We start from the raw sequence: 14273 nt of genomic DNA, 5'->3' as shown, positions 1-14273 counted from the left end.
ATCAGGGGCCGGTGCTCGGCCCTTCGCCGTGCGGCCCGACGCCGGAGACGAGCCAGTAGAGATCGCCGGCGGTCGCGTCATGGAACGACGTGTCGGTGAGGTCCGCGTCCTGGCTCGTGACGTCGGTGAACGAGCCGGCGATCCGCGGATCCGGTGAGCGGTAGACCTTGTAGCTCGACGCCGACGGGTAGGGCCACCAGGTGAGATCGACCGAGCCGTCGGCGTTCCTGGCGACGCCGGCGAGCCGCATCGGCGGGAGGGCCGCCTCGAACGGGCGCCCGCAGACCTGGAGCGACCAGCCGTTGAGCGTGCCGGTGTTCATCGGGACGCCGTCCGTGACCTCGAGATGCCACGTGCCCGCCGTGTGGCCGCCGTCGAAACGCGCGAGCGGCTCCGCCGGAGTCAGCTCGGTGTCGTACCACCCGACGATGTTGTCGGCCGAGCCGCCGGAGCGGCTGTGCAGCGCGACCGGAACGCCGGCGGGAGAGACGAGCCGGACGTGCAGGTCGCCGATGTACGGGTGCGTGATGTCGACGCGGACGTTGATCTTCGAGATCTCGAGGTCGCTCGCGAGCGCGATCGCGCTCGTCACGGTCGCGCGGTCGGCGATCGCCTTCGGCACGTCGCTGGAAGCGAACGTCGCGCACGTCGCAGCGCCCACCGGAACGAAGAACGGCTGAGAGAGGCCCGAGACCCCGCCCGCGCTCCACGCGACGGCGAACCCCGCTTTGGTCCCCGCGGGAGCCGACGCGTCGACGGCGATTGCGTGGTACGGCGCCACGGATTCGCCGGAGCCCCCGGCCGGAAGGTCGGGATAAGCGGCGTCCGCGCGCGCGACGCTTCCGAACCATCCGGTCGGGACGAGACTTCCCGCCACTCCCGAAGCCGCGGCGCCCAGGTTCTCGAGCGTCACCGCGAGATCCGCGGTCTCGCCGGGGCCGACGGCGCCGTCGGGGTCGACGATGCGCGAGGCGACCGGTTGGAGCTCGACCTGGAGCGGCGCGAGGTCGACGTCGACGCGTGTGGCCGGGACGCCGGCGCCGACGGAGACGTCGTCGACGCGGGCGCCGGCGTAACCGGGAGACGTGATCTCGAGCGCGTACGCGCCGGGGAGCAGCAGGCGATGGTAGTCGCCGACGTCGGGGTCGGTGAAGCTGTCCCTCGCGTTCCCGACGACGTGGATCCGCGCCGGCAACGGCGCGCCCGTGGCGGCGTCGCGCACGATCCCGCGCACGCCTTCGGCCGCGCGCTCGAGATACGAGAGCATCGACTCCTTGTTGTCGGCCCAGAACGGAGGGAGCTGCGATCCCGCCGGCCACTTCACGGTGGAGATCTCGAGGGTGATCTCCTTGTCGCCGCGCCAGACGTAGTTCCAATCCTGCATGCCGCCGGTGATCGTGTACCAGTCGGCTCCGTTGCAGATGCCGTTCGTGAACGACGCGTCGGAGTTCGACGCCTTCATCGGCGCGTTGCGGTCGGCGTACGTGCGCGCGATCGAGACCCACACCGCGTCGTCGGGCGAGGCGCTGTAGACCGACTGTCCGTCCGCGGTCCCGTCGTACGGGTAGTTCGCGACGAGCGAGCCGCCGTGGAAGTTGGCCGCGAGGGCCGGACTGTGGGCGTAACCCCAGTCCATGACGTGCGCGGTCTCCGGCTGGCGTCCGGCGGTCGTGTCGTTCGGGTCGACGAATTGATCGGGGAAGTTGCGGTTCAGATCGACGTTGTTCGCGTTGTAGCGCCGGCCCGCGGCCGTTCCGTCCGGGTTCATCGAGGGGAGGATCCAGATCTCGTTGCCGTCGACGAGCGCGGTCAGCCTCGGGTCGGTCCCGTAGCCGCTCACGAGGAGGTTGATGAGGTCGACGAGCATCTCCTTGCCGACGACCTCGTCGCCGTGCATCGCGGCGATGTACTTGACCTCCGGCTCGTCCTCCTGGACGTCGGGGTTCTTCGAGATCAGGACCATCCAGAGGTCGCGGCCCTGGACCGACTTTCCGAGCGACGAGAGGCGCACGATGTCCGGGTGCGCGGCCGCGATCGCTTGCAGCTCCGAGGTGAGCGTCTCGTAGGTGTGGTACGTGGAAGGCACCGCGTCGGGCGAGGCCGGCGTGAAAAGAGCGTCCGCCACCGCCGGCTCGTTCAGCAGACGGACCCGATAGCCGAGTCCCTCGAGCTTCTCGATCTCCTCGGGGATCATATAAATTCGCGCCCAGGTGTCGTAGACGCCGTCCACGTCGAGGTCGAGATCGTGGAAGACCGCCAGATCGTGGAGCCGGCTCGTCAGCTCAACGCGGACCGGTAGGACCGGCGCCGCTTCGCCGCGTCCCGCGGCGAGGGCTGCGGACGCGCCGACCGCCCACACCACGAGTGTCGCAAGAATCGCTCGGCTCATCGTGTTCTCCCCGCCGATGTGCTTATACGCCGTCGCGACAAAAAAACCGAGCGGCCATACGGGTGGCTGAGTAGTAATTGAAGGAAAGCGGGGGAGACGGTCGTGACCGGTGGATGGGGTCGGGACACCTTCGACGAGCTGATCGCGCTGATCTATCTCGCGACGACCGATCCGCCCTCGTGGACCGAGGTGTTGCGAATCGTCGGCGAAGGGATCCAGGGCTCGCCGTGCGCCGTGCACGTCCACGGCATCGATCTCGCGCCCGCGATGACCGTCGGGAGCTGGGGCGTTCCCGTCCACACCACGCTCGCGCCGTACGAGGATCACTTCGCGGCGAAGAACGTGTGGCTGATCAAGGGGGCGCGCCTCCTCGTCCCCGGAGCGGTCTTGACCGGCGAGGAGCTGTGCTCGGACGAGGAGTTCCTCCGCTCCGAGTACTACAACGATTTCTTGCGTCCGCTCAATGTCCGTTATTCGGTCCGCGCCGTCCTCACGTGCGATCCGGAGCCCCTCTCGTACCTCTCGGCCGGACGGCCGCACGAAGCGAAGCCGTTCGGGGAGGCGCAGAAGCGGAAGCTCGCCGCGCTCGTTCCCCACCTCACCCAGGCGATCCGGATCCAGGAGCGACTCGAGACCCTCCAGGCGCGGCGCCGCGCAGTCTCGGGCGCCCTCGAGCGTCTGCCGCTCGCGGTCTACTTCCTCGACGCGCGCGGGCGGGTCGTCGAGATGAACACCGCCGGACGGAAGCTGGTCGAAGCGAGGGACGGCCTCGCCCTCGATCGCGGCGCCCTGATCGCGGTCGACCCGCACGCCGAGGTGCAGCTCCAGCGGCTGATGTTCGGCGCGGCGACCGCCGAGACCGGCCGATTGCTTCCGCGCGGGGGCGCCTTCTCGCTCACGCGCGACGGCGGACGGCGCCCGCTGTCGGTCATGGTCGCGCCGACCGGTGTGACCGGGCTCTTCCCGGCCTCCCGCCTCGCGTCGGTCGTCGTCCTCGTCGAGGAGCCGGTGCGGCGCGAGGTCGTCCCATTCGACGCGTTCACGGTGAATTACGGCCTCAGCCCGGCGGAAGCCTCGCTCACGGCGCGCCTCGTCGGAGGCATGACGGTGAAGCAGGCGGCCGTGGCGGCCGGGATCCGTCCGAGCACCGCCCGGAGCCATCTCAAGCGGATCTTCGTGAAAACCGGTGCTAAACGGCAATCGGACCTGGTGCGACGTGTGCTCACGTTCGACGAGCCGGGGCAGCACGACTAAATAAAATCACTCTTAGCCCATTTGGGGTATGGACCGATCGGGGCCCCGCCGGTATTCCTCTTGGTACTGAAGTCCCGGCCGGCCGGGAACTGTTTGGGATCGAGTCGAGAACGGAGTTTTCCCCGCCCGGGCCGCCAACTCACCATGGTGTTGGCGGCCCATCATTCTCCCGGTGAAACGAGCCGTTCGAGCAGGCGGAGAGCCTCGTCCCGCTCGCGGATCTCCCCGCGGTCCCTGGCCTCCTCGACGAGCGCGATCAGGCGCCCGACTTCCGGCCCCGGCGCGACGCCGAGCGCCAGCACGTCCCGGCCCAGGACGAGCGGCTTCGCCGGCTCGACGTCGAGATTCTCGCTCGTGACCGCGTCCGCGAACGTCGTCCCGGGGTCGAACGGGAGCGAGGCGATCCCCGGGAGGCCGCGTCCCCGCCAGTCGGCTTCGCACGCGGCGAGCAGGACCTGCCACCGCACCGGGTGGATGCGCTTGAGCACTTTCCGCACGGCGTTCGTGTAAGCGCGCTCGTCCATCTCGCCGCGCTCCCGCCCGTAGTAGAGCGCGCCCGGCGAGAGGTGCCAGCGGACGATCGCGGCCACCGCGCGCTCGGCCGCCTCGCCGAACGCGAGCCTCGAGAGGACCGCTCGCGCGGGGGCCTCGCCCTCCGCCTCGTGGCGCGGCGAGACGATGCGCCAGCGGCCGTCCTTCTCCGCGCGGCCGGTCGTCGTCGCCTTGCCGACGTCGTGGAGGAGCGCGCCCAGGAGGACGTGGAGCGGCTCCGGTGCCTCGAGTTCCCAGGCGTTCTGCCGCACGATCGCCGCGGCCGCGTCGACGACGAGGAGCGTGTGGGTCCAGACGTTCCCTTCGGGATGCCACTCGGGATCTTGCGGCGTCGCGGCGAGGAGGTCGAGCTCCGGGAACGTGGCGGCGAGCGCACCGGTCGCGCGGGCCGGCTCCCAGCCGGCCGACGGCCGCTCGGCGAAGAGCAGCTTCCGGATCTCGTCGGTGACGCGCTCCGGCGACAGCTCGGCGAGCGCGCCGCTCCGGACGACGTCCTCGAGCAGGGCGAACGTCCCGGCCTCGACCGTGAAGCCGAGCCGTGCCGCGAGCTGGAACGCGCGCCAGACGCGCAAAGGATCTTCGGGGAAGGTGCGCGCGTCGACCGCCCGGAGCATGCGGGCGTCGAGGTCGCCGCGGCCGCCGTGCGCGTCGAGCAGCTCGCCGGTGAGCGGGTCGTAGGCGAGCGCGTTGACGGTGAAGTCACGGCGGCGCGCCGCCTCCGCGAACGGGAGGAACGGATCCCCCCGCACGTCGAACCCCCGGTGGCCGGGCCCGCTCTTCGATTCCGTGCGCGGCAGCGAGACGTCGATGTCGGCCGCTCCCGGCCGGTGCACCTTGAAGATGCCGAACGAGCGGCCGACGGTGTTGACGCGGCCGGGGAACTCGGCGGCGAGCAAGCGCTCGAGCGCCGCCGCGGGAACGCCGAAGACCTCGAGGTCCGCATCGAAGACCGGCCGCCCGAGGAGCGCGTCGCGCACGACGCCCCCCACGAGGAGCGCGCGCGGCGGAGCGTCGTCGCGCGCGGCCGCGGTCGCGCGGATCGCCCGGACGACGCGGAGGACGTCGTCGTCGAGCGGCAGGTGCACGGTCAGCGCCTTCCCGGGGGCGGCGTCACGACGACCCGGTGCGACCCGGTGTCGAGCACGATCGTGCACCCGCTCAGAAGGTCCAGGCCGAGATAGCCCGAGACCTCGACGCCGCCGAGGCGGCTGCGCATCGTGAGGTCGGCGGCGTTGAACACCCCCGACCGGTGGAGCGTCTGGAACGCGAGCGACGCGCCCCGGACCATCGTGGCACCCTGCACGTTACCGCCGTACGTGCGGATCTCCGCCGGCTTGTCGACGGCGGCCCCCGGGATCGTCGCGGCGAGCTTGGTGTCGATCATCGACTGCGTGGCGCCCGTGTCGAAGAGGAAGAGCCCGTCCGCGCTCTCGCCACCCCGCGCGCGCACGAGGAGCTGCCCTTCCACGTTCCAGTACGGCGTTCCCTGGGGGAGGTCGCCCGAAGGCTCGAGGATCATGCGCCCCTTGGGGAGGTCGAGCGTCACGCGGTAGCCGGAGAAGGCGGAGAGGCCCACGACGCCGTGCACGCGGCCGGTCTTGTCGAACTCGTCCTTCGTCGTGGTGACGAGCGCGTCGGCGTAGACGAGGCCGCCGAAGTCGAGCTTGGCGAGAAGACCTCGCGAGGAGGAGGCGCGCCCGCTGCCGCCGCCCGCGAAGACCGTCTCCTCGGAGAGCGGGACGAGGCCGCCCTTCTTGACGGCGCGCTCGACGACGAAGAGGCCGGTGCTGCCGGTGTCGAGGAGGAGGCGGATCTTCTTACCCCCGGCATTGGCCTCGATGAAGTAGCCGCTGCCGTCCGGGATCGGCTTGAGCGGGATCTCGAGGCGCTCGGGACGCGTCACCGGGACCCAGATCTTCCGCTCGCCGAGCGCGGCGTAGAGACGCAGGGTGCCGCGCGCCCCCTCGAGGCGGTCCGGATTCTCAGCAGTGCCGTGGGCGATGTAGGCATTCAGGAGCTCGGTCGCCTTCGCCCGCGTCGCGGCGCCTCCGGCCGCTCGCCAGAGGACCCACGGGTCGTCGGGGGCAGTCGCCGCCGCGCGTCCGAGAAGGGCCGCCGCCTCCTCGTCCTTCCCCTGAGCGGCGCGAATGAGACCGAGCTGTGCCAAAACGCGGGCCGGCGCGTTCTCGCCGGACGCGACCGGCGCGAGCGCTTCGCCCGCCTCGTCGATCCTTCCGGCCCGATAGAGCGCCTCGCCGAGGACGCCCGCGGCGTCGGGCCCCGGCGCCTCCCGCGCGAGGGTCGTCGCCGCGTCGACCGCTTCCTTCCACCGGTCCTGGTCGATGAGACCGCGAATCTGCTCCGCGGACGACGCGGCAGCGAAAAGGAGGAGAGCGGCGCCGATCATCGCCCGGAGGTCCATCCGGCGGAGAGAATTGACGACGGCATATTCACCGCACGTAAGAAAGCGCGCCGTTTCATCGGATCGTCGACACCTCTCGGCGAATTATAGGTGGACTGGTATTTCGGCCGTTTGCACTCCAGATTTCTTGGGTGTACGGAGGTAGTCGATGTCAATGATGAAACTCACGCGGCCCGGCCCTGCGATCGCCTTGGCGGCACTGCTGCTGAGCTCGCCGCTCTTCGCGGATGACGGCCCATCCGCACGACTCCTCGCCGCATCGCATCTTCAAGAGGCGGGGGACCACCAGGCGGCGATCGAGCTCCTGGAGCAGATCCGCGAGATCGAGCCCGACAACAAGCAGGTGCTCTACGGGCTCGCGATCTCGCTCTACGCGGTGGGCAATTACCGCGAGGCCGCGCACGTCGGCGCCACGCTCCTCGCGGAGGCGAACGACGCCGCATCGGGATCGGCGCAGATCTACCTCATCGTCGGCAGCGCGTACGGACGGCTCAACGCCTGGGAGGAGTCGGAGAAAACGCTCTCCCAGGGAATGACGCGATGGCCCGACGATCAGGCGCTCAAGGTGCAGCACGCGATCACCCTCGAAGGACTGGGGCGGATGGACGAGGCGGTCGCCGAGCTCGAGGCGTGCTTGCAGCACTCGCCCTACGACCCCGCGCTCTGGCGCGCGCTCGGCGACGCGCTCTCGGTGACCGGCGCTCCGGGGCGTGCGTTCGCGGCGTACGTGCGCGCGCTGACGCTCGGGAGCGACGACGCCCACGCGAAGGACATCGCGGCCAGCCTCTGGTCGGTTCTCTTCCGCGGTGCGGCCGGCCAGACAGGGGACGCGGGCGAGAAGGCCGAGGCGAAGGGCTTGGCGCTCGTCGCGGCGCTGAGGCGCGACGACAAGTGGGCCGCGCAGAGCGACGCGCGGTTCTTCGCCTACGCGCTCGACACCTCGCTCCAGCTCGTGTCGGCGCTCCACGGCAAGAAGACGCAGAGCGAGTTCTGGGGACCGTTCATCCTCGACTACTTCGACGAGGTGCGCGCGGCGGGCCTCATGGAGACCCTCGCCTACGAGGTACGGCGCTCGAGCGGCGACCCCGACGTCGCGCGCTGGCTCAACCAGAACACCGACAAGGTCGAGCGGTTCCGCAACTGGTCCGAGCGGTGGTCGGTCCACTATTCCGAGGTCGAGGGGCGCGAGCGCAGCGGCTCCTAGGAAACAATAAGGGGACAGCTACCGAATTCTCACCCCTCCAACTTTGGGTGAGAATTCGGTAGCTGTCCCCTTATTGTTTCCCGCTCTTGTAGACTCCCCACCACGAGGATCCTGTGAGCGAAGAGAAGCAGAAGAACGGGGAGCGCCCCGGCGACCCCTGCATCATCGTCATCTTCGGATCGAGCGGCGATCTGACGCGGCGCAAGCTCCTTCCGGCGCTGTACAACCTCCGCCACAACGGCATCCTGCCTTCCGATTTCGCGATCGTCGGCGTCGGCAGGAAGAAGCTCGAGCGCGGCGACTTCGTCGCGGAGATGACGAAGGACATCACCGAGTACGCGACGACCGCCGTCGACCAGGCCGTCTGGAAGGACTTCGAAGACCGCATCTACTACGTCGGCTTCGAGTTCAACGACGCGCAGGGCTATCAGTGGCTCAAGGACGCGCTCACCGAGATCGACGGACGCCATCGCACCGGCGGCAACGTCCTCTTCTATCTTGCGACGCCGCCGCAGTTCTTCTCGACGATCGTCACCAAGTGTGCCGAAGCGGGGCTCGCCGACGACAAGGCCGGGTGGCGACGCTTCGTCATCGAGAAGCCGTTCGGTCACGATCTCGAGTCCGCCCAGCAGCTCAACCGGGATCTCCGCGCCGTTCTCTCCGAGAGCCAGATCTTCCGGATCGATCACTACCTCGGCAAGGAGACGGTCCAGAACATCCTGGCGTTCCGATTCGCGAACGGGATCTTCGAGCCGGTGTGGAACCGGCGCTACATCGACCACGTCCAGATCACGGTGGCCGAGACGCTCGGGGTCGAAGGGCGCGGCGGCTACTACGAGACCGCGGGCGTCCTCCGCGACATGATGCAGAACCACATGTTCCAGCTCTTGGCACTCGTCGCGATGGAGCCGCCGTGGTCGTTCGACGGGACGCCGGTGCGCGACGAGAAGGTCAAGGTCCTGAACGCGATCCGGCCGATGACGCCGGAGGATATCCTCCAGCGCACGGTGCGCGGCCAGTACGGCGAGGGTTACGTCGACGGCCACAAGCTGCCGGCCTACCGGGCGGAGCCGTCGGTCGATCCGAAATCGACCACCGAGACGTTCGGTGCGATCAAGCTCGACGTTGAAAACTGGCGCTGGGCCGGTGTGCCGTTCTACCTCCGCTCCGGGAAGCGCCTGGCGAAGCAGTCGACCGAGATCGTCATCGAGTTCCGGCGGCCGCCGCTCCTCGCCTTCGGGAAGATCCAGATCCAGGACCTCGAGCCGAATCGCCTCATTCTGCAGATCCAGCCGGAAGAGGGGATCAAGATCGAGATCAAGGCGAAGAAGCCGGGCTCGGCGATGAACCTCACTCGGGTCAACCTCGATTTCAGTTACTCCGATTTCGGTCCGTCGGACAAGGCGACCGGTTACGAGCGGCTCCTCTACGACGCGATGATCGGTGACACGACGCTCTATCACCGCGCCGACATGGTCGAGGCGGCGTGGCGGATCGCGACGCCGATCCTCGACGTCTGGAAATCGATCCCGCCGCGCGACTTCCCGAACTACGCCGCGGGCTCATGGGGCCCGGCGACCGCCGACGACCTGATGAAGCGCGACCGCCGGGCGTGGCGCAACCCGTAGACGATGGCCGATCTCGACCCTCTCGCGTCACGTCTCCAAGTCCTCGAGAGCACGATCGCCGAGCACGCGCGTCTCCTCGAGGACGCCAAGCGCGAGAAGAACTGGAAGCGCTGGGGCCCTTACCTCTCCGCGCGCCAGTGGGGCACGGTCCGCGAGGACTACTCCGCGACCGGCGAGTGCTGGAGCTACTTCCCGCACGATCACGCCCGCTCGCGCGCCTACCGCTGGGGCGAGGACGGGCTCCTCGGCCTGACCGACCGCGAGTGCCGCCTTTCGTTCGCGATCGCGCTCTGGAACGGCCGGGACCCGATCCTCAAGGAGCGCCTGTTCGGGCTCACCGGGCCCGAAGGGAACCACGGCGAGGACGTGAAGGAGTGCTATTTCTTCCTCGAGGGCCTGCCGACGCACGCCTACATGAAGGCGCTCTACAAGTACCCGCAGCGCGCGTTTCCCTACGACGATCTCGTCAGGACGAACCGGGAGCGCAGCCGGCACGACCGCGAGTACGAGCTCATCGATACCGGGATCTTCGACGATGGCCGCTACTTCGACGTCTTCGTCGAGTACGCGAAGGCGAGCCCCGACGACGTGCTCATCCGGATCACGGTGGCGAACCGCGGCCCCGAGGCGGCGCGGCTCCATCTCCTCCCGACGCTGTGGGCGCGGAACACGTGGAGCTGGGACGGCGAGGCGAAGCCCACGCTCGACCTCGCGTCGCCGGGGCTCCTCCGCGCGAGCCATCCGTCCCTCGGCAAGTTCCTGCTTGCGTTCGACGCCGCGCCCGAGGTCCTCTTCACCGAGAACGAGACGAACACGGAGCGCCTCTTCGGCGTTCCGCCGCGCTCACCGTGGGTGAAGGACGCCTTCCACGCCTACGTCGTCGAAGGGAAGAAGGGCGCGGTGAATCCGGCCCGCACGGGAACGAAGGCCGCGCCCGTCTACGTGCTCGATCTGCCGGCGGGCGGCACGTCGGTGCTGAAGCTCCGCCTCACCGCGGAAGGCGAGCATCGGGACGGCGCGCTCGGCTCCGGCTTCGACGACGTGTTCGCGACGAGGATCCGCGAGGCCGACGAGGCGTACGACTGGCTCCTCCCGAAGGGTGCGACGCCCGACGAGCGCCGCGTGCTCCGTCAGGCGTACGCCGGCCTGCTCTGGTCGAAGCAGTTCTACCACTACGTCGTCGCCGCGTGGCTCGACGGCGACCCCGGCCAGCCGCCGCCCCCGCCCGAGCGTCTCCACGGGAGGAACGCCGACTGGAGGCACCTCTACAACCGCGACGTGATCTCCATGCCCGACACGTGGGAGTACCCGTGGTACGCGGCGTGGGACCTCGCGTTCCACATGATCCCGTTCGCGCGCATCGATCCGCAGTTCGCGAAGGAGCAGCTCGTCCTGCTGCTGCGCGAGTGGTACATGCACCCGAACGGCCAGATCCCCGCGTACGAGTTCGCGTTCGGCGACGTCAACCCGCCGGTGCACGCATGGGCGGCGTGGCGCATCTACAAGATGACCGGGGAGCGGGGCCTGCGCGACCGTGTCTTCCTCTCGCGGGTGTTCCAGAAGCTCATCATCAATTTCACGTGGTGGGTCAACCGGAAGGACGAAGAGGGGAACCACATCTTCGCGGGCGGCTTCCTCGGGCTCGACAACATCGGCGTCTTCGACCGCAGCAAGCCGCTCCCCACGGGCGGGAAGCTCGAGCAGGCCGACGGAACGGCGTGGATGGCGTTCTACGCCTCGACGATGATGTCGATGGCGCTCGAGCTGGCGCACGAGAACCCGGCCACCGAGGACGTCGCCTCGAAGTTCTTCGAGCACTTCATCGCAATCAGCGACGCGATGAACCGCCTCGGCGGGACCGGCCTTTGGGACGAGGAGGACGGGTTCTACTACGACCAGCTCCACGTCGACGGGGCGACCGTTCCCCTCCGCGTGCGCTCGCTCGTCGGCGCGATCCCCCTGTTCGCCGCCGAGGTCTTGGACTCCGGAGTGATCGACAAGCTCCCCGGCTTCAAGAAGCGCCTCCAGTGGTTCCTCGACAACCGGCCCGACCTCGCGAGGCAGTGCAGCTTCATGCTCGAGGGGCACGACGTGAAGATGCTCCTCGCCCTGCCGACGAAGGAGCGGCTCGTCCGCGTCCTCCGCTACCTGCTCGACGAGAACGAGTTCCTCTCGCCGTACGGCCTGCGCTCGGTCTCGCGGGTCCACAAGGACCACCCCTACGTCATCCAGGTGCAAGGCCAGGAGTTCCGCGTCGATTACGACCCGGCGGAGTCGACGACCGGCCTCTTCGGCGGCAACTCGAACTGGCGCGGGCCGATCTGGTTCCCGATCAACTTCCTCATCGTCGAAGCGCTCGAGCGCTACCACCACTTCTACGGCGACGGCCTCAAGGTCGAGTTCCCCACCGGCTCCGGCACGACGAAAACGCTCGAGGAAGTCGCCGCCGAGCTCGCGGCGCGTCTCGCGCGCATCTTCCTCGCCGCGCCGGACGGCTCGCGCCCCGTGCACGACGGCGACCACCGCTATGCCACGGATCCTCACTGGAAGGACCTCGTTCTCTTCTACGAGTACTTCCACGGCGAAACCGGGCGCGGCGTCGGCGCATCCCATCAGACGGGATGGACCGCCACCGTGACGAAGTTCATCGAGGACCTGGCGAAGTCGCGCGGAGTCGGCTATTCCTTCGCGACCGCCAAGAAGGGCGGTGCGAAAGGAAGCTGATGTCGCTCTCGCTCGACGCCACGGTCACGCACGATCTCGACGCCGCGTCGTCCAGGGAATGGATCGAAGCCAACGGCCTCGGAGGCTGGGCCTCGGGAACAGTCGCCGGCTGCCACACACGCCGCTATCACGGCCTGCTCGTCGCGGCGACGAAGCCGCCGGTCGGCCGCATGGTCCTCCTCTCCAAGCTCGCCGATACGCTCGTCGTCGACGGCACGCGTCACGAGCTCGACGCGAATTTCTATCCGGGTGCCGTGCACCCACGCGGATTCGAGACGCTGGAATCGTTCCGCCTCGACCCGTTCCCCACGTTCACCTACGCCGCCGGCGGTATCCGGTGCGTGAAGACGATCGCTGCCGTTCACGGCGAGAACACGACGCTCGTCACGTACGAGCTGGCCGAGGCTCCGGGCCCGGTCACCCTCGAGCTGCGCCCGCTCATCGCCTACCGCGATTACCACGCGCTCCAGCGCGCGAACGACGCCGTCGCGTTCGCGAACACGACCTTCGACGAGGGTCTCTTCACGGCGCGCCCCTACGACGGGGCGCCCGAGCTGCACGTGGCGGTGCCGGGCGCGACCTTCGAAGCGCACCCGGACTGGTACTTCCGGTTCGAGTACCCGCTCGAAGCCGAGCGCGGCCTCGACTCCCACGAAGACCTCTTCTGCTACGGCGTCTTCCGCCGCACCCTGAGGCCCGGCGAGCGGCTGGGCATCGTCATCTCGACCGCATCGGTCGCAGGCCGTGACGCCTTCGATCTGCTCGAGCGCCAGCGCGCCCGCCGGAAGGTCGCGGCGGAGCTCGCGGGTCCGGACGATCCGCTCGCGCGGGCGCTCGCCCTCGCCGCCGACGCGTTCGTCGTGCGTCGCGGCGAGGACCTGCGCACGATCATCGCCGGCTACCCGTGGTTCACCGACTGGGGCCGCGACACGATGATCGCGCTCCCCGGTCTCTGCCTCGCGACCGGCCGCCACGACGACGCGAGGAAGATCCTCCGCGCGTTCGCGGCAGGGGTGGAAGACGGTCTCGTCCCGAACCGGTTCCCCGACGCGGGCGGGCCGGCCGAGTACAACACCGCCGATGCGAGCCTCTGGTTCTTCGTCGCCGCGCACCGCTATCTCGAGGCGACGAACGACGCCGCCTTCGTCACCGGCGAGCTGTTGCCGGTCCTCGAGGAGATCGTCGCGCGCCACGAAGCCGGAACGAAGTTCGGCATCCGCGTCGACGACGACGGCCTGCTCCGCGCGGGCGATCCCGGGACCCAGCTCACCTGGATGGACGCGAAGGTGGGCGAGTGGGTGGTCACGCCGCGTTGGGGGAAGCCGGTCGAGATCCAGGCGCTCTGGTACAACGCGCTGACGATCCTGGGCGAGCTCAAGAAGGACGCGAGCCTCGCCCAGCGTGCGAAAGCGGTGAAGGATCGCTTCGTCGCGACGTTCTGGAACGACGAGGCCGGCTGCCTCTTCGACGTCGTCGACGGCGAGCGGCGCGATGCGTCGATCCGTCCGAACCAGATCTTCGCGCTGGCGCTCCCGCACCCGCTCCTTCCGAAGGACAAGGCGAAGGCGGTCCTCGCCGTCGTCGAGGAGAAGCTCCTCACGCCGTACGGACTCCGGAGCCTCGCCGCGGACGATCCCTCGTACCGCGGTCGCTATCTGGGCGGGCCCGGCGAGCGCGACGCCGCCTATCACCAGGGCACGGTGTGGTCGTGGCTCCTCGGCCCCTACGCCGAGGCGCTCGTGCGCACGCTCGGCGTCACGGGGAAGGCAAGGGCGCGCAAGGCGCTCGAAGGGATCGCGCCCCATCTGCACGAGGCCGGCCTCGGAACGATCTCGGAGATCTTCGACGGCGACGCGCCGCATGCGCCGCGAGGCTGCCCGGCGCAGGCCTGGAGCGTCGGCGAAGTTCTCCGGGTCTGGCGCTGGCTCGGCGCCCCGGCGGTCGCGACCACCAAGAAGAAGCCTTACAAGGTCGTAACCCCGACCACGGTTTCGTCGGGCCGCAAGACGCGCAGCAAGTCGCTCGACGCCTAGAAACGATGGGGACATTCTGCTTTTTCCTTCGGAGTTTCACGCCGCAGAAGCTCTGAAGGAAAAAGCA

General features: G+C 69.1%; 8 protein-coding genes. 5 read left to right on the top strand and 3 right to left on the bottom strand.

The genetic code is table 11. From position 1 onward, the window contains the following. Nucleotide 1: 1 nt before the first annotated feature. On the bottom strand, nucleotides 2-2389 hold the full coding sequence (locus VFV19_12545) for a DUF2817 domain-containing protein (protein HEX4825127.1): 2388 nt from the start codon (nucleotides 2387-2389) through the stop codon (nucleotides 2-4). Between the two features lie 102 nt (nucleotides 2390-2491). On the opposite strand from VFV19_12545, the gene VFV19_12540 reads away from it, so the two are divergent. Next, nucleotides 2492-3643 carry a helix-turn-helix transcriptional regulator gene (locus VFV19_12540; GenBank protein ID HEX4825126.1) on the top strand — a complete coding sequence of 384 codons (1152 nt, stop codon included), beginning with the start codon at nucleotides 2492-2494 and terminating at the stop codon, nucleotides 3641-3643. 161 nt (nucleotides 3644-3804) lie between these two features. On the opposite strand, the gene VFV19_12535 is transcribed toward VFV19_12540, so the two are convergent. Together VFV19_12535 and VFV19_12530 are read right to left on the bottom strand one after the other, a co-directional pair. Beyond that, nucleotides 3805-5280, bottom strand: coding sequence for an HD domain-containing protein (locus tag VFV19_12535; protein ID HEX4825125.1), 1476 nt, complete (start codon nucleotides 5278-5280; stop codon nucleotides 3805-3807). A gap of 2 nt (nucleotides 5281-5282) precedes the next feature. After that, nucleotides 5283-6617 (bottom strand): aspartyl protease family protein, encoded by a 1335-nt coding sequence (locus VFV19_12530; GenBank protein ID HEX4825124.1) that lies wholly within the window; start codon nucleotides 6615-6617, stop codon nucleotides 5283-5285. Between the two features lie 148 nt (nucleotides 6618-6765). On the opposite strand from VFV19_12530, the gene VFV19_12525 reads away from it, so the two are divergent. The 4 genes from VFV19_12525 to VFV19_12510 all read left to right on the top strand — a co-directional run bounded on the left by VFV19_12525 (nucleotide 6766) and on the right by VFV19_12510 (nucleotide 14206). Next, a complete protein-coding gene (locus tag VFV19_12525) occupies nucleotides 6766-7821 on the top strand; it encodes a tetratricopeptide repeat protein (protein ID HEX4825123.1) in 1056 nt (351 codons plus the stop codon). A 113-nt stretch (nucleotides 7822-7934) separates the two neighbouring features. Then, nucleotides 7935-9449, top strand: a complete 1515-nt coding sequence (gene zwf, locus VFV19_12520; GenBank protein HEX4825122.1) for a glucose-6-phosphate dehydrogenase — start codon at nucleotides 7935-7937, stop codon at nucleotides 9447-9449. Nucleotides 9450-9452: 3 nt separating this feature from the next. Further along, entirely contained in the window at nucleotides 9453-12173 is a 2721-nt protein-coding gene (locus VFV19_12515) for a hypothetical protein (protein HEX4825121.1), read from the top strand. After that, nucleotides 12173-14206, top strand: coding sequence for an amylo-alpha-1,6-glucosidase (locus VFV19_12510; GenBank protein HEX4825120.1), 2034 nt, complete (start codon nucleotides 12173-12175; stop codon nucleotides 14204-14206). The genes VFV19_12515 and VFV19_12510 overlap by 1 nt, the downstream gene beginning before the upstream one ends. Nucleotides 14207-14273 lie beyond the last annotated feature (67 nt).

The sequence above is a fragment of the Candidatus Polarisedimenticolaceae bacterium genome (assembly GCA_036275915.1).
Classification (GTDB): Bacteria; Acidobacteriota; Polarisedimenticolia; order Polarisedimenticolales; family DASRJG01; genus DASRJG01.
Note: the sequence above shows the minus strand (reverse complement) of the source record. Positions and strands in the feature narration are given on the sequence as shown.

Excerpts from the sequence above, each read along its gene's own strand:
- VFV19_12545 (HEX4825127.1), bottom strand. The coding sequence starts at position 2,389 with ATGAGCCGAGCGATTCTTGCGACACTCGTGGTGTGGGCGGTCGGCGCG.
- VFV19_12530 (HEX4825124.1), bottom strand. The coding sequence starts at position 6,617 with ATGGACCTCCGGGCGATGATCGGCGCCGCTCTCCTCCTTTTCGCTGCC.
- VFV19_12525 (HEX4825123.1), top strand. The coding sequence starts at position 6,766 with ATGTCAATGATGAAACTCACGCGGCCCGGCCCTGCGATCGCCTTGGCG.
- VFV19_12515 (HEX4825121.1), top strand. The coding sequence starts at position 9,453 with ATGGCCGATCTCGACCCTCTCGCGTCACGTCTCCAAGTCCTCGAGAGC.
- VFV19_12510 (HEX4825120.1), top strand. The coding sequence starts at position 12,173 with ATGTCGCTCTCGCTCGACGCCACGGTCACGCACGATCTCGACGCCGCG.